We start from the raw sequence: 20020 nt of genomic DNA on the forward strand, positions 1-20020 counted from the left end.
TTGACCAGAGGGTCTGGCCTAGCTGCATGAATACCCAAGAGGCGAAGATCGTCCTTGAGACTGCTTTGATCTGTGCGCAGGAGCCGCTCAAGCTGGGCGACCTGCGCAAGCTCTTCGCCGACAGCGTGTCGGCGGATACAGTCCGAACGTTGCTCGAAGAATTGAAGGAAGCGTGGTCCGGCCGCGGCGTTGAACTCGTCGCGCTGGCGACGGGCTGGCGTTTCCAGAGCAAACCGGCCATGCGGGTCTATCTGGACCGTCTGCACCCGGAGAAGCCGCCGAAGTACTCGCGTGCCGTGCTCGAAACCCTTGCGATCATCGCGTACCGGCAGCCGGTCACGCGTGGCGATATCGAAGAAATCCGCGGTGTCACGGTCAATACCCAGATCGTGAAACAGCTGGAAGATCGCAACTGGATCGAGGTGATCGGCCATCGTGACGTACCCGGCCGTCCGGCGCTCTATGCGACGACCAAACAGTTTCTCGACGATCTCGGCCTGAAAGCACTCGACGATCTGCCGGCGCTCGAAGAGCCAGCCGCGCATCTGGAAGCGAGTCTGCTCGCCCAGGCGTCGATGGAGTTTGCCGATGGCGAGGCGCTCGATGTCGTTGCCGTTGCGGCCGACGAGGTGCAAGCGGACGTAGTCGCTCAGGGTATTGCGGACGAAACCATCAGCCCGGATGCGGGCGATGCAGCGCTCGGCGAGGCCGTCGGCGGCACCCATGAAAACGAAATGCCGGCAGACGAGGCTAAGGCCATCGCGTCTGCCGATCGCCAGATCGATGCAACCGATGCGGAACCCGTACGGCCTGCGTTGGTCGAGAACGAAGTAAGCCGTGTCGTCATCGACGCCGGCGAGGCAGCGCGCGACGAAGATGCGCAAGCGGGCCGCGATACCACGCAGTCTGGCGCAACCCCGGTGCATGGGCTTGCCGCCGCTGACGAATCCATGGGTGACGTAACGCCCGGCGATACCTCGCCGGACGAAGACGAACCCGCGCAACGCCGCGCTTGACGCGGCCATATAGAGATTGCCGCGCCCGCGACGGGCGCGAGACCTGACATTTCGAGGTTGTTTTGACAGATACCCACGACACTGATTCGTCCGAATCCGGGCATGCCATGCGGGCATCGCGCGCCGACGACGCTCCCGAGCAATCGGCGCAAGATGCCGGCGGCGAAGATCGTCCCCGCCGCGGCCTGCGTCGCGGGCCGCGCAGTTTGATCGCGCGCCGTCGCGCGGCGACCAAATCGAAGACCGATTCGACGGCGGAAGGCGCGGAATCCGCACCGGCCGAAGTCGCCTCCAGCGAGGCGCCGGCCGCGGCACCCGCACCGCGCGCGCCTCGTGCGCCGCGCAACAAGGATGGCGCGCCGAAGGCGCCCCGCAAGACCGCCGTCAAGCGCGATGGTGCGGCAGCGCCGCGTCAGGGGCAAGGCCAGGGCAAGCGTGGCGCAGGCGCCGCGCCAAATGCACGGGCCGCCGAGGGCGCCGCTTCGCCCACCGACGACATCTTTTCGTATGTCACGTCGCCGGCGTTCGATGCCGACAATTCGGCGGGCGGCAACGGCACGGGTGCGCCGATGCTGCGCCGTGGCCAGCAGGCAACCAAGCGCGTGCTGACGCCGGAAGACGATGCGCCGAAGTTGCATAAGGTGCTGGCCGAGGCCGGCATGGGTTCGCGTCGCGACATGGAAGAGCTGATCGTCGCGGGCCGCGTGTCGGTCAATGGCGAACCGGCCCACATCGGCCAGCGGATTCTGCCGACCGACCAGGTTCGGATCAACGGCAAGCCGGTGCGCCGCAAGCTGCAAAGCAAGCCGCCGCGCGTGCTGCTGTATCACAAACCGACCGGTGAAATCGTCAGTCATGCCGATCCGGAAGGTCGCGCCTCGGTATTCGACCGCCTGCCGCCGATGAAAACGGCGAAGTGGCTCGCGGTCGGCCGGCTCGACTTCAATACCGAAGGCCTGCTGATGCTGACGACGTCCGGCGATCTGGCGAACCGCTTCATGCATCCGCGCTACAGCGTCGAGCGTGAATATGCGGTGCGCGTGGTAGGCGAACTCAACGAAGCCTCGCGCCAGAAGCTGCTGCACGGCGTCGAACTCGAAGACGGCCCGGCCAATTTCCTGCGCATTCGCGATGGCGGCGGCGAAGGCACCAATCACTGGTATCACGTCGCACTGGCCGAAGGTCGCAACCGCGAAGTGCGTCGCATGTTCGAGGCCGTCGGCCTGATGGTGAGCCGGTTGATCCGCACGCGTCACGGCGAAATCGCGCTGCCGCGCGGCTTGAAACGTGGCCGCTGGGAAGAGCTCGAAGAAACGCAGGTGCGCAAGCTGATGGCGACCGTCGGCCTGAAGATCGCCGCCGATGAAAAGGGCGGCAAGCACGGTGCCGTGGGCGAACGTCGTCAGCCGGATCCGATGGAAACCTCGATGGGCTTCATCACCCGCGATCCGGTGCTGACGACCCACGGCCAGCTCGACCAGCCGCGCCGCGGCGGCCGTCGCGGTGCGCCGGGTGGTGGTGGTTTCGGTGCGGGCACGGGCGGCTACGGCGGTCAGCCGGGCAGCGGCTACGGCGGCGGCAAGCCGGGCGGTAACCGCCGCGGCGGCAGCGGTGGCGGTGGTGGCGATGTCGATGGCAACCGGATGTCGTACGGCGCGAACGGCAGCAAGCGTGGCGGCAGTGCCGGCGGCGGCAGTGGTGCCAAGGGGCCGCGCAATGGAAATGGCAGCCGTCCCGAAGGCGGTGGTTCGGCGGGCGGCGCACGCGGTGGTCAGCAACGGCCGCAGCAGCAGCGCAACCGCTCGCGCGGGCGCTGATCGGCGGCGGCCCGGCCGCCGGCCGCCGTCTGACTACGATGTGAGGCCGGCCCGGCGGGCCGGCTGATGAGGCGATACTTTGCGTTTTTATTTAAAAACGCTATAATCGCAAAGTCGCTGGGCGTACGGATTTGTTGTGCGGCCTAGGTGCGACCACCAGAGGTAAGAAGATGGGCGTTTCGCCCATTTTTTTTTGCTGAAACGGTTGGGCATCTCGGGTAGCGCTTCCTGCGCCGGCAAGGCGCGCGTCTGCGGGTGAATCGCGAACGGCGAGCGCGAACACCTGAGAGGACACTGTGCAACTGACGGAATTGATTGAAACCACGGTCACCGCGCTCGGCTACGAGCTGGTCGATCTCGAGCGCACCGGGCGCGGCATGCTGTGTATCTATATCGACCAGCCCGCCGGCATCGCGATCGACGATTGCGAAAAGGTGACGCGTCAGCTGCAGCACGTATTGACGGTCGAAAACATCGATTACGAACGGCTCGAGGTATCGTCCCCGGGCCTCGACCGGCCGCTGAAGAAGCTCGTCGACTTCGAGCGATTCGCCGGGAGCGAAATCTCCGTCACCCTGAAAAAACCGCTGGAAGGCCGCAAGACCTACCGCGGCATTCTGCATGCGCCGAACGGCGAAACGATCGGTTTGGAATTCGAGAGGAAGAAGGGCGAGGCGGTCATGCTGGATTTCACGCTGGCCGACATCGACAAAGCCCGCCTGATTCCGCAAGTTGACTTTAGGAGCCGCAAACAATGAGTCGCGAAGTGTTGATGCTGGTGGATGCGCTGGCGCGCGAGAAAAACGTCGACAAGGATGTCGTGCTGGGCGCGCTCGAAGCTGCGCTGGCCTCGGCTTCCAAGAAGCTGTTCGACGAAGGCGCCGAAATTCGCGTCCATATCGATCGCGAGAGCGGCGAACACGAAACCTTCCGTCGCTGGCTGGTCGTGCCGGACGAAGCCGGCCTCCAGGAGCCGGATCGCGAAATCCTGCTGTTCGAGGCACGTGAGCAGAAGGCCGAAATCGAAGTCGGCGAATATGTCGAGGAGCCGGTGCCCTCGATCGAATTCGGCCGGATCGGCGCACAGGCCGCCAAGCAGGTGATTCTGCAGAAGGTTCGCGACGCCGAGCGCGAGCAGATCCTGAACGACTACCTCGAGCGCGGCGAAAAAATCATGACCGGTGCGGTCAAACGCCTCGACAAGGGTAACTTCATCGTCGAATCGGGCCGCGTCGAAGCGCTGCTGCGTCGCGATCAACTGATCCCGAAGGAAAACCTTCGCGTCGGCGATCGCGTTCGCGCCTACATCGCCAAGGTCGATCGCACCGCACGCGGTCCGCAGATCGAACTGTCGCGCACGGCACCCGAATTCCTGATGAAGCTGTTCGAGATGGAAGTGCCGGAAATCGAGCAGGGCTTGCTTGAAATCAAGGCGGCAGCTCGCGATCCGGGCGTTCGCGCAAAAATCGGCGTGATCGCCTACGACAAGCGGATCGATCCGATCGGCACTTGCGTCGGCATCCGCGGTTCGCGCGTCCAGGCCGTGCGCAACGAGCTGGGTGGCGAAAACATCGACATCGTGCTATGGTCGGAAGATCCCGCTCAGTTCGTGATCGGCGCGCTCGCGCCGGCAGCCGTCCAGTCGATCGTCGTCGATGAAGAAAAGCATTCGATGGATGTCGTCGTCGACGAGAACGAATTGGCAGTCGCGATCGGCCGTAGCGGCCAGAACGTGCGTCTGGCCGGCGAATTGACCGGCTGGCAGATCAACATCATGACGCCGAACGAATCCGCGCTGAAGCAGGGCGAGGAACGTGATCGTCTGCGCAGCCTGTTCATGGCGCGTCTCGATGTCGACGAGGAAGTGGCCGACATCCTGATCGACGAAGGCTTCACGAGCCTTGAAGAAATCGCCTACGTCCCGCTGAACGAAATGCTCGAAATCGAGGCGTTCGACGAGGAAACGGTGCACGAACTGCGCAATCGCTCGCGCGACGCACTGTTGACGATGGCGATCGCCAACGAGGAAAAGGTGGAGAATGCTTCGCTCGACCTCAAGAGCCTCGATGGCATTACCTCGGAATTGCTGGCAAAGCTGGCGGAGAACGGCGTGCAGACGCGCGACGATCTCGCCGAACTGGCCGTCGATGAGCTGGTCGAGATGACCGGCGTGGAAGAAGAAGCCGCGAAAGCGCTGATCATGAAAGCACGTGAACATTGGTTCCAGTGAGAAATGACCATGGCGCACTGATATTTGGCGGCCGGAAGGCCGCATGACACGATGTTAACCGCAAGGAATCGGTCCTTGCATTAAGAGGAATGAATGGCGAGTAACAACGTAGCCCAATTTGCCGCGGAACTGAAAATGCCTGCTGGTGTGCTGCTCGAGCAGCTGCAGGCGGCAGGCGTCCAGAAAGCGAGTGAAGACGATGCGCTGTCGGAAACCGACAAGGCGCGTCTGCTCGATCATTTGCGTAAATCGCACGGCTCGTCCGACGCCGACAAGCGCAAGATCACGCTGACCCGCCGGCATACGTCGGAAATCAAGCAATCCGACGGGACGGGTAAGGCTCGTACCATTCAGGTCGAGGTGCGCAAGAAGCGGACGTTCGTGAAGCGCGACGATGTCGCGGAAAACGGCGTCGACGGCGATCAGGACCAGGTTGACGACGTGGCAGCCGACGCGGAGCTGAAGCGCCGCGAGGAAGAGGCCAGCCGCGAGGCGGAACTGCTCGAGAAGCAGGCTCAGGAACTTCGCGAGCGCCAGGAACACCTCGAACGCGAAGAATCCGAGCGCCGTGCACGCGAAGAGGCTGCGGAAGCCGAGCGTCGCCGTGCCGAGGAAGAAGCTGCCTCCAAGCGTGCAGCCGCAGCGGCGCAACAGCAGCAGGCAGCGGCCCAGCAGGCCGCCGAGCAGGAAGCGGCGCGTGTGCAGCAGGCGCAAGCGGCGCCGGCAGTGGCTGCCGCGCCGCAGGCTGCCGAATCGTCCTCGCAAGACGAAGAACGTGCGGCCGCCGAACGTGCGGCCCAGCGCGAAGCGGCGAAGAAGGCCGAAGATGCGGCGCGTGAAGCTGCCGACAAGGCGCGCGCCGAACAGGAAGAAATCCGCAAGCGCCGCGAAAAGGCTGAAGCCGAAGCGCGTGCGATTCGTGAAATGATGGCAACGCCGCGTCGTGCGCAGGTCAAGGCCGTCGAGCCGCCGAAGCCGGTCGAGCCGCCGAAGGCTGCCGAAGCCAAGGGCACGCTGCACAAGCCGGCCAAGCCGCCAGGCGAAGCGGGCGCACGCCCTGCCGTGGCGAAGAAGCCGGCGGCGCCGGCGACCACCACCACCACGGCAGCGCCGGGTGCGGGTGACCGCAACAAGAAGCCGGGTGCAGGCAAGGGCGGTTGGCAGGACGATGCCTCGAAGCGCCGCGGTATCAAGACGCGTGGCGATTCGAGCGGTGGTGTCGATCGTGGCTGGCGTGGTGGCCCGAAGGGGCGCGGCCGTCACCAGGACAGCGCTTCGTCGTTCCAGGCGCCGACCGAGCCGGTCAGCCGCGAAATCCATGTGCCGGAAACCATTTCGGTGGCGGATCTCGCTCACAAGATGTCGGTGAAAGCGTCCGAAGTCATCAAGGTCATGATGAAGCTCGGTCAGATGGTCACCATCAACCAGGTGCTGGACCAGGAAACGGCGATGATCATCGTCGAGGAACTGGGTCACCGTGCCTTGGCGGCCAAGCTCGACGATCCGGAAGCCCTGCTGGTCGAAGGCGAAGTGGGCGTCGATGCGGAGCAACTGCCGCGTCCGCCGGTCGTTACCGTGATGGGGCACGTCGACCACGGCAAGACCTCGCTGCTCGACTACATCCGTCGTGCCAAGGTGGCAGCCGGTGAAGCGGGCGGGATTACGCAGCACATCGGTGCGTATCACGTCGAAACGCCGCGCGGCGTCGTCACGTTCCTCGATACCCCGGGTCACGAGGCCTTCACGGCCATGCGTGCACGCGGTGCGAAGGCGACCGACATCGTGATTCTGGTGGTGGCGGCCGACGACGGCGTGATGCCGCAGACGAAGGAAGCTATTGCACACGCCAAGGCGGGCGGCGTTCCGATCGTCGTGGCGATCAACAAGATCGACAAGCCGGATGCGAATCTGGACCGCGTCAAGCAGGAACTCGTCGCCGAAGGCGTCGTGCCGGAAGAGTACGGTGGCGAATCGCCGTTCGTGCCGGTTTCGGCGAAGACGGGCGCCGGTATCGACGATCTGCTCGAAAACGTGCTACTGCAGGCCGAAGTGCTGGAATTGAAGGCACCGATCGAAGCGGCTGCCAAGGGCATCGTGATCGAAGCGAAGCTCGACAAGGGCAAGGGCCCGGTCGCAACGGTGCTGGTGCAGTCGGGTACGCTGTCGCGCGGCGATGTCGTGCTGGCGGGTTCGGCCTACGGCCGTGTGCGTGCGATGCTCGACGAAAACGGCAAGCCGACCAAGTCGGCAGGTCCGTCGATCCCGGTCGAAATCCAGGGTCTGTCGGAAGTGCCGGGCGCGGGCGAGGAAGTGATCGTGCTGCCGGACGAGCGCAAGGCGCGTGAAATCGCCCTGTTCCGTCAAGGCAAGTTCCGCGACGTCAAGCTGGCCAAGCAGCAAGCGGCCAAGCTCGAAAGCATGCTCGAACAGATGGGCGAAGGCGAAGTACAAAACCTGCCGCTTATCGTCAAGGCCGACGTGCAGGGCTCGCAGGAAGCACTGGTGCAGTCGCTGCTCAAGCTGTCGACCGCCGAAGTGCGCGTGCAGATCGTGCACGGCGCAGTGGGTGGCATCAGCGAAAGCGACGTCAACCTGGCCACGGCCTCGAAGGCGGTCATCATCGGCTTCAACACGCGTGCCGATGCTCAAGCCCGCAAGGTCGCCGAATCGAATGGCGTCGATATCCGCTACTACAACATCATCTATGACGCAGTGGATGAGGTGAAGGCGGCGATGTCGGGCATGCTTGCACCGGAAAAGCGCGAAACCCAGACCGGTACGGTCGAAGTGCGCCAGGTCATCAAGGTGCCGAAGATCGGTCTCGTGGCCGGCTGTATGGTCACGGACGGCGTGGTCAAGCGCTCGTCGTCGGTGCGCGTGCTGCGCAACAACGTGGTCATCTTCACGGGCGAGCTCGATTCGCTGAAGCGCTTCAAGGACGACGTGAAGGAAGTGAAGCAAGGCTTCGAGTGCGGTATGTCGATCAAGAACTTCAACGATATCGTCGAAGGCGATCAGTTCGAAGTGTTCGAGGTCACGGAAGTCGCTCGGACGCTGTAAGGCCGACGTGAACGCTGATGGGCGGGGCAGGCGTGGGCCTGTCCCGCCCATTTTCATGGCGACGGCCGGTGTGCCGTCGCCCGTTCGATGAACGGAATGACGGATTTACCATGACGAAGAAACGTACTTCTCCCAATCGCAACGTGCAAATCGCCGATCAGATCCAACGTGATCTGTCGCAGTTGATCATGCGCGAAGTGAAGGACCCCCGGATCGGTATCGTGACAATCCAGAGCGTCGAGCTGACGCCGGATTACGCGCACGCGAAGGTGTACTTCACGGCGCTGACGGGCGACCCCCACCAGACGCAAGATGCGCTGAACCACGCGGCCGGCCATTTGCATAATCTGCTGTTCAAGCGCCTGCATATCCACACGGTGCCGACGCTGCATTTCCACTACGACCAGACCATCGAAAGGGCTGTCGAGATGTCGCGCTTGATCGAACAAGCGAATTCGACGCGCGCGAAAGACGACTGAGTCCGGCTGCCGAATCCGATTTTTGCCATGACGACTGCTCCCCAACGCCCGCCGCGCGTGCCGCGCCGCATGCTCGACGGCGTGCTGCTGCTCGATAAGCCCATCGGGTTGTCCAGCAACGATGCCCTGATTCGCGCCAAGCGCCTCTATCTGGCGAAAAAGGCCGGCCACACCGGCACGCTCGATCCGCTTGCCACGGGCCTGCTGCCGCTCTGTTTCGGTGAAGCCACCAAGTTCTCGCAGGATCTGCTCGAAGCCGACAAGACTTACGAAGCGACGATGCGGCTCGGGATTCGCACGACCACCGGCGACGCCGAGGGCGAGGCGATCGAGACGCGCGAGGTCGTTGCCGACCGTGCCGCGATCGAGGCTGTGCTGCCGCGCTTTCTCGGCGAAATCGTGCAGGTGCCGCCGATGTACTCGGCGCTCAAGCGCGACGGCAAGCCGCTTTATGAATACGCGCGTGCCGGTCAGACGGTCGAGCGCGAGGGCCGGCAGGTAACGATCCATGTGCTCGATCTGCTGGCGTGCGAGCTGCCCGACGTGACGTTTCGCGTGACCTGCAGCAAGGGCACCTATGTCCGCACGCTGGCCGAGGACATCGGCGAAGCGCTGGGCTGCGGCGCGCATCTGGTCGCGCTGCGGCGCACCGGTGTCGGTGCGCTGACGCTCGAACATGCCGTCACACTCGATGCACTGTCCGATGCGCCGGCCGTCGAGCGCGATGCTTGGCTGCAGCCGGTCGACGCGTTGCTGTCCACGTTCGCGCGTGTGACGCTCGATGCGGACGAAGCAAAGCGCTTCCGTCATGGCCAGCGTTTGCGGCTTGCGGCCGCACATGAAATCGGCGCGGAAGAGGGCGCGCGCGTGCGCGTCTACGACGAGGCGAATCAACTGCTCGGCGTTGCGCGCCTGACTGACGGCGTGCTCGCGCCGGAACGGCTGGTCGTCAGCGGCGAGGCCGCCTGATAGCGCGAACCGTCAACACAGCGCGGCACAATGCAATGAAAAACGCCCGGTCGATCGACCGGGCGTTTTCTTTGGTACGCAGCACCTCGATGCGCGAATATTTCAGTGTGCGGCTGACGCCGCCGCCCCCGAATCGCCACCGCCCCCGGCTTTTTCCGGCTTGGTAATCCAGACCAACCCGATCAACACCACGAAGATTGCGGCCGACAGATAGAACAGGTCGTTCACCCCGAGTTGCGCAGCCTGTTGCGTGGTCATCTGGTTGATCAGGCCATATGCCTGCTGATCGCTGAGCCCGAGGCTGTTCATCTGCGCGACGGCTTGATTGAACACCGGGTTATAGACGTTGGCCTGCTCGACGAGCTGCGCGTGGTGGAAGTTGTTGCGATGGTCCCAGGCCGTCTGGAAGATCGACGTGCCGATCCCGCCGCACATGATCCGCACGAAATTCGACAAACCGGATGCCGCGGGAATGCGATGGCCGGGCAGCCCCGACAGCGTGATCGACACGAGCGGAATGAAGAAGCCGGCCATTGCGATGCCCTGGATGAACGTAGGCGCCATCAGCGACCATTCGTCGACGCCGGTCGTGTAGCCCGAACGCATCCAGAAGCAGAGCCCGAACACCAGAAATGCGGCCGTTGCGATATAGCGCGGGTCGGTGCGCGGCAGGAACTTGCCGGTGATCGGCGACAGGATGACGGCGAAGAAGCCGACCGGTGCCAGAACCATCCCGGCGTCGGTGGCCGTGTAGCCGATCTGCGTTTGCAGCCAGAGCGGCAGCAGCACCAGATTGCCGAAATACAAGCCGTAACCGACCGACAGCGCGACCGTACCGCCCGTGAAATTGCGCGTGCGGAACAGCGACAAATCGACCACCGGATGCTTGGCCGTCAATTCCCAGATCACGAAGAACGCGAGCGCGATCACGGCGGTCAGCGCCAGCGCGATGATCATCGGTGAGGCAAACCAGTCGAGATCCTTGCCCTTGTCGAGCATGACCTGCAACGAGCCGACCCAGATCACCAGCAGCGCGAGGCCCACGCCGTCGATCGGCGCCTTGCGCGTGACCGATTCGCGGCTGCGATAGATCATCCACGTCACGATCGCGGCGACGATGCCGACCGGGATGTTGACGTAGAAGATCCACGGCCACGAATAGTTGTCCGAGATCCAGCCGCCCAGAATCGGCCCGGCCACGGGCGCGATCAGCGTGGTCATCGACCAGAGCGCCAGCGCCATCGGTGCGCGGGCGCGCGGATAGCTCGACAGCAGCAGCGATTGCGACAGCGGGATCATCGGCCCTGCCACGGCGCCCTGGATCACCCGCGAGACCAGCAGAAACGGCAGCGTCGGCGCCAGTCCGCACAGCCACGACGAAAGCACGAACAGGATGATCGAGGCGAGGAACAGGCGCACCTGGCCGATCCGATCGGTCAGCCAGCCGGTCAGCGGCACCGAGATCGCATTCGCGACCGCGAACGACGTGATCACCCAGGTGCCCTGATCCGACGACACGCCGAGGTCGCCCGAGATGGTCGGGATCGCGACGTTCGCGATCGAAGTGTCCAGCACGTTCATGAACACCGCGAGCGACACCGCAATCGTGCCGAGCACGAGTTGGCCGCCTTTCAGCGGCGCATGGGCTTGAGGAGGTGTGGCCATGAGCGCTCCGCGCTTACATCGATTTCGACGTGGACGGGTGGCCCGTTGCGGCAGGTGCCGCAGCGGACGCGCGCGACGTGCCGGCGCCGCCGGCATTCTCGGCGATGATCCGCGCGATTTCGGCGTTGGCTTCGTCGCCGTACTTCGCGAACACGTCGGTCTGGTAAATCGTGTTCTGCACGTTGCCGAGCTGGCCACCCTGGTCGTTCTGGATATCGACGTCGACCTGCATCGACAGGCCGATACGCAGCGGATGCTGTTCGAGCTCCTTCGGATCGAGCGCGATACGTACCGGCAGGCGCTGCACGACCTTGATCCAGTTGCCGGTGGCGTTCTGCGCCGGCAGCAGCGAGAACGCCGAACCGGTGCCGGCCGAGAAGCCCACCACCTTGCCGTGATACTTGACCGACGAGCCGTAGATGTCGGCGCTCAGTTCGACCGGCTGGCCGATCCGCATGTGCGTGAGCTGGACTTCCTTGAAGTTGGCGTCCACCCACACTGCGTTGAGCGGCACCACCGACATCAGCGGCGAGCCCGGCGCGACGCGCTGGCCGACCTGCACCGAGCGTTTCGCGACATAGCCGGTGACCGGCGCCGGCAGCGTGTTGCGCGCGTTGTTGAGGTAGGCGTCGCGCACCTTCGAGGCGGCGGCGAGCACGTTCGGATGATCGGCGATCGTGGTGTTCGCGGTCAGCGCACGGTTCGAGGCGAGTTGCTGCTGCGCGGCGTCGACCGAGGCCTGCGCGGCCTTGACTGCATCACGCGCGTGCGAGATTTCTTCCTGCGAGACGGCGCCCGTCTGTGCGACGGCCGCACGGCGGCGCAGGTCGTCCTGAGCCTTGGACAGATCGGACTGGCGCAGGGTGACCTGGGCGCGATATTGATCGTCGTTGACGAACAGGCCGCGCACCTGGCGCACCGTCTGCGCGAGATTGGCCTCGGCCTGTTGCAGCGCGATCTGCGCGTCGGCCGGGTCGAGCTTGACGAGCGGCGAGCCGGCCGTGACGGTTTGCGTGTCGTCGGCGTTGACCGCGATCACGGTGCCGGTGACCTGCGGCGTGATCTGCACGACGTTGCCGTTCACGTAGGCGTCGTCGGTTTCCTCGTGGAAGCGCGCGACGAGGAAGTAGTAAAGCCCGTAGGCAACCGCGGCAATCACGATGATGACGGCAAGCAGCAGCATCATCCGATTGCGCTTCGAGTTGTTCGGCTGGGATGCGCCGGCTGCGTTCTGTTGAGGGTCGCTCATGGCGATGTTCTCCGTCGATTCTTGTCGGTGTGCGAGTGGTATCGGGCGAGGGTGGCGAGCATCAGTTCGATGCCTGCTGGCGGCTGGCTGTGGCGCCGCTGGCCGCGGGCGGCTCGGCCGCGAGTGGCGTCTGCGTGGCGTCGAAGCCGCCGCCGAGCGCCTTGATCAGGCCGATCTGCAGGTCTCGGCGCCGCATCACGAGATTCGTGACGGACTGTTCCGCGGACAACCGGTTGATGTCCGCGCTCAGCACCTGAAGCTGCGGCGACAACCCGGCCTTGTAGCGGATCACGGCGAGATCGTAGGCGTGCGTCGAGGCCTCGAGCGCGCGTCGCGCGTCGCCCATCTGCTGGTCGGCCGAACGGATCGATGCCACCTGCGTGGCGACGTCCTCGAGCGCGCCGATCAGCGTCTGGTTGTAGTCGGCCACGCTGAGGTCGTAATCCGCGTACTTGCCCTTGAGCTGCGCGCGCAGGGCGCCGCCGTAGAAGATCGGGATATGCACGGCGGGGCCGAACTGGGCCTGACGGCTCGCGAACTTCAGAAACTGGCCCCAGCCGAACGCGTCGAAGCCGAAACCGGCCGCAAGGTTCACGTCGGGGAAGAACTCGGCCTTGGTTTCCTTGACGTCGGCGAGCCGCGCCTCGACCTGCCAGCGCGCCGCGACGATGTCGGGCCGGCGCGACACGAGATCGGCGGGAATGTTGTCCGGCAGCGTGACGGCGCCGGCCGGTTGCAGCACCGGCACGGCGATGGCGAGGCCGCGGTCCGGGCCCTTGCCGAGCAGTGCGGCCAACTGATAGCGCACCGTGGCGATCTGGCCGTCGAGTTCGGACAGCGTCGATTGGCTGGTCGCCACGTTGCCGCGTGCCGTCTGGCGTTCGACATTGGTATCGAGCCCGGCGCCCACGCGCCCTTCGGTGATCTTGCCGACTGTCTCGCGGTTGCCGATCTCGCGCTGGGCGATGTCGCGCAATGCATAGAGCTGGGCGAGCTGGTTGTAGGTGCGTGCGATTGAGGTGGCGAGCGTCACGCGCGCCTGCTGGAACTCGGCCTGCGCGGCTTTTTGCTGCGACACGGCCGACTTCAGGCGCGCCTGGTTCTTGCCCCAGAGGTCCAGATCCCACGAGGCGCTGACCAGCGCGTTGTTCTCGCTGAACCAACTGCCGCCGTAAGGCGGCGGGAACAGGCCGTTGCCCGAATAAAGCTCGCGCGTCCACGAATACTGGCCATCGATTTTCGGGAACAACGTGGCGCGCGACGACTGGATGTAGGCCGAGGCCTTGGCGATGCGCGCCTGGGCCTGGGCAATCGTGGGGTTGTCCGCCAGCGCTTCGTCGATCAGCTTCGGCAGCTGTGCGTCACCGAACTGGCTGGCCCAGTCGAAGCTCGGCCATTGGCCGCCCTGGGCGGGCAGGCTCTGCGCGCTGTCGAACTGCGCGGCGGGCGCGATCTGCTTGTCGCTATGGATGCCCATGTAATTGGCGCAACCGGCGAGCGCGAACGCGGCAAGCGCCGCCGCGATCGTGCCGTGCACCGGCCGCGTTACCGTCCCCGGCCCTCGATGGATAGTGGACATTGCAAGGATTTCCTTATGTCGATCCGTCTGGAATTGTTGTTGTGGCACGTTTTACTGCGCCGGATTGCCCGTGCCGCCGGCACCACCCACCGCGCTCTCGCCGCAGTAGTTGCTGAGGATCCGACGCAACATGCTTTTCAGGAATCCGACTTCCTCTGGCGTGAAGCCGGCCAGCAAAGTATCGAGCACGCTGATGAAGATTTCGGGCATGCGTTCGGCCAGCTCGCGTCCCTCGTCGGTCAGTTCGAGCTGGACCACGCGTCGATCCTCGTGGCTGCGAACGCGTGACAGCAGCCCGCGCTTTTCGACGCGATCGAGCAGTCGCGTCACCGCGCTGGCGTCGATCGCATATTCGCGGGCCAGTTCGGCGGCGGTCGAGCACTTGCCGACCGCGAGCATGAACAGCATGCTGGCCTGCGTGCCGGTGATGCCGAGTTCGGTCTGCGTGCGCTGGGTGACGAGGTTGGTCATCAGCGAACGCACGCGGGAAAGCAGATAGCCCACGCTGTCGTTGATCGGGTAGGCCGCCAGCGACAGGCCGGGAGGAGGGCGTGAAGGGGAATCGGAATCCGACATGGCCGCTGTTTCTGCAATAGTTGACTAGGCAGCAGTATAGGTGCGAATGTTTGCCGCGGCAAATAATGCATCCGGGTTACGCGGCCGGCAATCGGGGCGGATACGGAGAGGGCGCGGTGCGCGCCCGGACAGGCGGCCCTGACTGCGCGGCGATGGCGTTTGCGCGACAGTCGAGTGTGCAGTGCAGCGAAGCGCTCAGCTTGCGACATGTGGGCATGCTATAATCCTTGGCTTTCCAGGATGCAATTTGCAGCTGCGCGCGTGAGGCTTGATCCAACACGCGCCTTTTTGCGTGTCCGATCATCAGGTTTCGAAATCAGGTTTCTATGACCCGCGCCCTTCGCAATATCGCCATCATCGCCCACGTCGACCACGGCAAGACCACGCTCGTCGACCAACTGCTGCGCCAGTCCGGCACCTTCCGCGAGAACCAGCAGATGGTCGAGCGAGTGATGGACTCGAACGACATCGAAAAGGAACGCGGGATCACGATTCTCGCGAAGAACTGCGCGGTCGAGTACGAAGGCACGCACATCAACATCGTCGATACCCCGGGCCACGCCGACTTCGGCGGTGAGGTCGAGCGCGTGCTGTCGATGGTCGATTCGGTGCTGCTGCTGGTCGACGCCGTCGAAGGCCCGATGCCGCAAACCCGCTTCGTCACGAAGAAGGCGCTGGCGCTCGGCCTGAAGCCGATCGTCGTGGTCAACAAGATCGACCGCCCGGGCGCACGGATCGACTGGGTCATCAACCAGACCTTCGATCTGTTCGACAAGCTCGGCGCCACCGATGAGCAGCTCGACTTCCCGATCGTCTACGCATCGGGCCTGAACGGCTATGCCTCGCTGACCCCGGAAGCGCGCGACGGCGACATGCGTCCGCTGTTCGAGGCCGTGCTCGAGCACGTGCCGGTTCGCCCGGCCGATCCGGATGCGCCGCTGCAGCTCCAGATCACCTCGCTCGACTTCTCGACCTACGTCGGCCGTATCGGCGTGGGCCGCATCACGCGTGGCCGCATCAAGCCGGGCCAGCCGGTCGTGATGCGCTTCGGCCCGGACGGCGAGGTGCTGAGCCGCAAGATCAATCAGGTGCTGTCGTTCACGGGCCTGGAGCGTGTGCAGGTGGAATCGGCCGAAGCCGGCGACATCGTGCTGATCAACGGTATTGAAGATGTCGGTATCGGTGCGACGATCTGCGCCGTCGACACGCCGGAAGCGCTGCCGATGATCACCGTCGACGAACCGACGCTGACGATGAACTTCCTCGTGAACTCGTCGCCGCTGGCGGGCCGCGAAGGCAAGTTCGTGACGAGCCGCCAGATCCGCGACCGTCTGATGAAGGAACTGAATCACAACGTGGCGCTGCGTGTGCGCGACACGGGTGACGAAACCGTGTTCGAAGTGTCGGGCCGTGGCGAGCTGCACCTGACGATTCTGGTCGAGAACATGCGTCGCGAAGGCTACGAGCTGGCCGTGTCGCGTCCGCGCGTGGTGCTGCAGGAAGTCGACGGCGTGAAGCACGAGCCGTTCGAACTGCTGACGGTGGACGTCGAAGACGAACACCAGGGCGGCGTGATGGAAGAGCTGGGCCGACGCAAGGGCGAAATGCTCGACATGGCGTCGGACGGCCGTGGCCGTACGCGTCTCGAGTACAAGATTTCGGCACGGGGCCTGATCGGCTTCCAGAGCGAATTCCTGACGCTGACGCGCGGCACGGGCCTGATGAGCCACATTTTCGATTCGTACGCACCGGTCAAGGATGGCTCGGTGTTCGAGCGCCGCAACGGCGTGCTGATCTCGCAGGATGACGGCGCAGCCGTGGCCTACGCGCTCTGGAAGCTGCAGGATCGCGGCCGCATGTTCGTGAAGCCGGGTGACGCGCTGTATGAAGGCATGATCATCGGCATCCACAGCCGCGACAACGACCTGGTCGTGAACCCGATCAAGGGCAAGCAGTTGACCAACGTGCGCGCGTCGGGCACCGACGAAGCGGTGCGCCTCGTGCCGCCGATCCAGATGTCGCTGGAATACGCGGTCGAATTCATCGACGACGACGAACTCGTGGAAGTCACGCCGCAGTCGATCCGCCTGCGCAAGCGCTTCCTGAAGGAACATGAGCGCCGTCGCGCCAGCCGCGAAACCGAGTGATCGAACCCTCGCGAAGCTGCGACGACGATCAGGAAAAAGCCGCCTTCGGGCGGCTTTTTCGTTGCCGGCGCCGTGATGCGTAAAACACTATTGCGGGACTTATCGAAAATCGCCCCTTTCTGCCATGAAAGCCCATGGGCCTTGGCTCTCACGGGTGCGACATTCCGCCCTTCATTGTTGCGTAGTGTGCTATGCTGCGCGCACAAAGTTTTCGGTCCTTCCAAGCAAGACTTGATTCGCAATCCGCCAAACGGTCAGGCCGTGTCGCGGAAGGTTGAGCAACCCGCTATTCCTCGAGAAGCTCGAAGAAAGGTGAGCGTAAAATGTCAGATGTCATGAAGCAGTTTCAGCTGAACTCCTATCTGTTCGGCGGCAATGCTTCGTATGTAGAAGAGCAGTACGAAGCCTATCTGGACAACCCGGCATCGGTGCCGGACAACTGGCGCGAGTATTTCGACGCGTTGCAGAATGTCCCGGCAACGGATGGTTCGAATGCCAACGACGTTGCCCATTTCCCGATCGTCGAGTCGTTCGCTCAACGCGCGAAGGCCAACGCCTTCATTCCGCGTGACAGCGGCAACGGCGGCAATCTGGCAACGGCTCGCAAGCAGGTTCACGTCCAGACCCTGATCAGCGCGTACCGCTTCCTCGGCTCGCAATGGGCCAATCTCGACCCCCTGAAGCGTCGCGAGCGTCCCGCCATTCCCGAGCTTGAGCCGTCGTTCTACGACTTCTCCGAAGCCGACCTCGACCAGACCTTCAGCGCCAGCAACCTGTATTTCGGTTTCGAGCAGGCTTCGCTGCGTGACATCGTCAAGGCGCTGCGCGACACGTACTGCGGCACGATCGGCGCCGAATACATGTATATCGGCGATCCGGAGCAGAAGCGCTGGTGGCAGGAGCGTCTCGAATCGACGCGCGCCACGCCGAACTTCACCGCCGAGAAGAAGAAGCACGTGCTGAACCGCCTGACGGCCGCCGAAGGCCTCGAGCGCTACCTGCATACCAAGTTCGTCGGCCAGAAGCGTTTCTCGCTCGAAGGCGGCGAAAGCTTCATCGCGGCCATGGACGAAGTGGTCCAGCATTCCGGCTCGAAGGGTGTCCAGGAAATCGTCATCGGCATGGCCCACCGTGGCCGCCTGAACGTGCTCGTGAACACGCTCGGCAAGATGCCGTCCGACCTGTTCGCCGAATTCGAAGGCAAGCACGTCGACGATCTGCCGGCTGGCGACGTCAAATATCACAAGGGTTTCTCGTCGGATGTCGCAACCGAAGGCGGCCCGGTCCACCTGTCGCTCGCGTTCAATCCGTCGCACCTTGAAATCGTCAACCCGGTGGTCGAGGGTTCGGCGAAGGCACGGATGGACCGTCGCGGCGACGCCGACGGCCTGCAAGTGCTGCCGGTGCAGATCCACGGCGATGCGGCCTTCGCGGGCCAGGGCGTCGTGATGGAAACGCTGAACCTCGCGCAAACGCGCGGTTACGGCACGCACGGCACGCTGCACATCGTCATCAACAACCAGATCGGCTTCACCACGTCGGACCCGCGCGATGCGCGCTCGACGCTGTACTGTACCGACGTGGTCAAGATGATCGAAGCGCCGGTGCTGCACGTGAACGGCGACGATCCGGAAGCGGTGGTGCTCGCGGTGCAGATCGCGATCGACTACCGGATGCAGTTCCACAAGGATGTCGTGATCGACATCGTCTGCTTCCGCAAGCTGGGTCACAACGAGCAGGACACGCCGGCGGTCACGCAGCCGCTGATGTACAAGAAGATCGCACAGCACCCGGGCACCCGCGCGCTGTATGCCGAGAAGCTTGTGCAGCAAGGCGTGATCGGCGCGGAAACGGGCGACGAATACGTCAAGGCCTTCCGCAAGGCGATGGACGATGGCCACCACACCATCGATCCGGTGCTCTCGAACTACAAGAGCAAGTACTCGGTCGACTGGGTTCCGTTCCTGAACCGCAAGTGGACGGATGCAGCCGACACGGCCGTGCCGCTTGCCGAACTGAAGCGCCTCGGCGAACGCATCACCACGGTGCCGGAAAACTTCAAGGTTCACCCGCTGGTCGAGCGCGTCATCAACGATCGCCGCAAGATGGCGAGCGGCGAGCAGGCGCTGGACTGGGGCATGGGCGAACACCTTGCCTACGCTTCGCTGGTCGCATCGGGCTATGCCGTGCGTCTGACGGGCCAGGATTCGGGCCGTGGCACGTTCACGCACCGTCACGCGGTGCTGCACGACCAGAACCGCGAGCGCTGGAACGACGGCACGTACGTGCCGCTGCAGAACATCTCGGAAGGTCAGGCGAACTTCAATGTGATCGACTCGGTGCTGTCCGAAGAAGCGGTGCTCGGTTTCGAGTACGGCTACTCGACCGCCGAACCGAACACGCTGGTGCTGTGGGAAGCGCAGTTCGGCGACTTCGTGAACGGCGCGCAAGTCGTGATCGACCAGTTCATCTCGTCGGGCGAAGTGAAGTGGGGCCGCGTGTCGGGCCTGACGATGCTGCTGCCGCACGGCTATGAAGGGCAGGGTCCGGAGCACTCGTCCACGCGTATCGAGCGTTTCCTGCAACTGTGCGCGGATCACAACATGCAAGTGGTCCAGCCCACCACGCCGGCTCAGATCTTCCACTTGCTGCGCCGCCAGATGATCCGCCTGTTCCGCAAGCCGCTGATCGTGGCAACACCGAAGTCGCTGCTGCGTCACAAGGAAGCGGTGTCGGATCTGTCGGAACTCGCGAAGGGTTCGTTCCATCCGGTGCTGGGCGAGACCGACGAATCGATCGACGCGAAGAAGGTCAAGCGCGTGATCGCCTGCTCGGGCCGCGTGTATTACGACCTGGTCGCCCACCGTCGCGAGGCGAAGGCGAACGACGTCGCGATCATCCGTATCGAACAGCTCTATCCGTTCGCGCACAAGCAGTTCGAAGCGGAAATGAAGAAGTACGACAATGCGACCGAAGTGGTCTGGGTGCAGGACGAGCCGCAGAATCAAGGCCCGTGGTTCTACATCGAACACCACCTGAAGGAAGGCATGAAGGACGGTCAGAAGCTGGCATACAGCGGCCGTCCGGCTTCGGCCTCGCCGGCGGTCGGTTACTACGCGAAGCACTATGAGCAGCAGAAGGCCCTGATCGAAGGGGCATTCGGCCGACTCAAGAGCGCGTCGATCGCAAAATAAGCGGACATCACGAACCGGGAGCGCGTCCAAACGCGTTCC

The 20020-nt window shown here is 64.0% G+C and carries 13 protein-coding genes; 9 read left to right on the plus strand and 4 right to left on the minus strand.

What is annotated here, in order from left to right:
- The first annotated feature begins 26 nt into the window (after positions 1-26).
- From scpB to truB, 7 genes are all read left to right on the plus strand, one after another.
- Positions 27-1016 carry an SMC-Scp complex subunit ScpB gene (scpB, locus tag AB4850_RS21185; protein ID WP_414444948.1) on the plus strand — a complete coding sequence of 330 codons (990 nt, stop codon included), beginning with the start codon at positions 27-29 and terminating at the stop codon, positions 1014-1016.
- Between the two features lie 62 nt (positions 1017-1078).
- A complete protein-coding gene (gene rluB / locus AB4850_RS21190; RefSeq protein ID WP_414444949.1) occupies positions 1079-2833 on the plus strand; it encodes a 23S rRNA pseudouridine(2605) synthase RluB in 1755 nt (584 codons plus the stop codon).
- A 296-nt stretch (positions 2834-3129) separates the two neighbouring features.
- Positions 3130-3591 carry a ribosome maturation factor RimP gene (gene rimP, locus AB4850_RS21195; protein WP_414444950.1) on the plus strand — a complete coding sequence of 154 codons (462 nt, stop codon included), beginning with the start codon at positions 3130-3132 and terminating at the stop codon, positions 3589-3591.
- The gene (nusA, locus tag AB4850_RS21200; RefSeq protein ID WP_414444951.1) at positions 3588-5063 is read left to right on the plus strand and encodes a transcription termination factor NusA; all 1476 of its coding nucleotides are present in this window, start codon (positions 3588-3590) and stop codon (positions 5061-5063) included. Before rimP ends, nusA begins: the two co-directional genes overlap by 4 nt.
- A 93-nt stretch (positions 5064-5156) precedes the next feature.
- Positions 5157-8123 carry a translation initiation factor IF-2 gene (infB, locus tag AB4850_RS21205; RefSeq protein ID WP_414444952.1) on the plus strand — a complete coding sequence of 989 codons (2967 nt, stop codon included), beginning with the start codon at positions 5157-5159 and terminating at the stop codon, positions 8121-8123.
- Between the two features lie 110 nt (positions 8124-8233).
- On the plus strand, positions 8234-8602 hold the full coding sequence (gene rbfA / locus AB4850_RS21210) for a 30S ribosome-binding factor RbfA (RefSeq protein ID WP_414444953.1): 369 nt from the start codon (positions 8234-8236) through the stop codon (positions 8600-8602).
- Positions 8603-8629: 27 nt separating this feature from the next.
- On the plus strand, positions 8630-9571 hold the full coding sequence (truB, locus tag AB4850_RS21215) for a tRNA pseudouridine(55) synthase TruB (RefSeq protein WP_414444954.1): 942 nt from the start codon (positions 8630-8632) through the stop codon (positions 9569-9571).
- A gap of 102 nt (positions 9572-9673) precedes the next feature.
- Here truB and AB4850_RS21220 read toward each other — a convergent pair whose 3' ends face one another.
- From AB4850_RS21220 to AB4850_RS21235, 4 genes are all read right to left on the minus strand, one after another.
- Positions 9674-11236, minus strand: coding sequence for a DHA2 family efflux MFS transporter permease subunit (locus tag AB4850_RS21220; RefSeq protein WP_414444955.1), 1563 nt, complete (start codon positions 11234-11236; stop codon positions 9674-9676).
- Between the two features lie 13 nt (positions 11237-11249).
- Positions 11250-12485, minus strand: coding sequence for an efflux RND transporter periplasmic adaptor subunit (locus AB4850_RS21225; RefSeq protein WP_414444956.1), 1236 nt, complete (start codon positions 12483-12485; stop codon positions 11250-11252).
- Between the two features lie 61 nt (positions 12486-12546).
- The gene (locus AB4850_RS21230; RefSeq protein ID WP_414444957.1) at positions 12547-14064 is read right to left on the minus strand and encodes an efflux transporter outer membrane subunit; all 1518 of its coding nucleotides are present in this window, start codon (positions 14062-14064) and stop codon (positions 12547-12549) included.
- Positions 14065-14115: 51 nt separating this feature from the next.
- The gene (locus AB4850_RS21235) at positions 14116-14640 is read right to left on the minus strand and encodes a MarR family winged helix-turn-helix transcriptional regulator (RefSeq protein ID WP_414444958.1); all 525 of its coding nucleotides are present in this window, start codon (positions 14638-14640) and stop codon (positions 14116-14118) included.
- A 326-nt stretch (positions 14641-14966) separates the two neighbouring features.
- Between AB4850_RS21235 and typA the strand changes: the two genes are divergently transcribed.
- Together typA and AB4850_RS21245 are read left to right on the plus strand one after the other, a co-directional pair.
- Entirely contained in the window at positions 14967-16787 is a 1821-nt protein-coding gene (gene typA, locus AB4850_RS21240) for a translational GTPase TypA (RefSeq protein ID WP_414444959.1), read from the plus strand.
- 323 nt (positions 16788-17110) lie between these two features.
- Positions 17111-19981 (plus strand): 2-oxoglutarate dehydrogenase E1 component, encoded by a 2871-nt coding sequence (locus AB4850_RS21245; RefSeq protein ID WP_414444960.1) that lies wholly within the window; start codon positions 17111-17113, stop codon positions 19979-19981.
- Positions 19982-20020: the final 39 nt, after the last annotated feature.

Origin of the sequence: Burkholderia sp. 22PA0106 (assembly GCF_047497155.1) — a bacterium.
Lineage (GTDB): Bacteria > Pseudomonadota > Gammaproteobacteria > Burkholderiales > Burkholderiaceae > Burkholderia.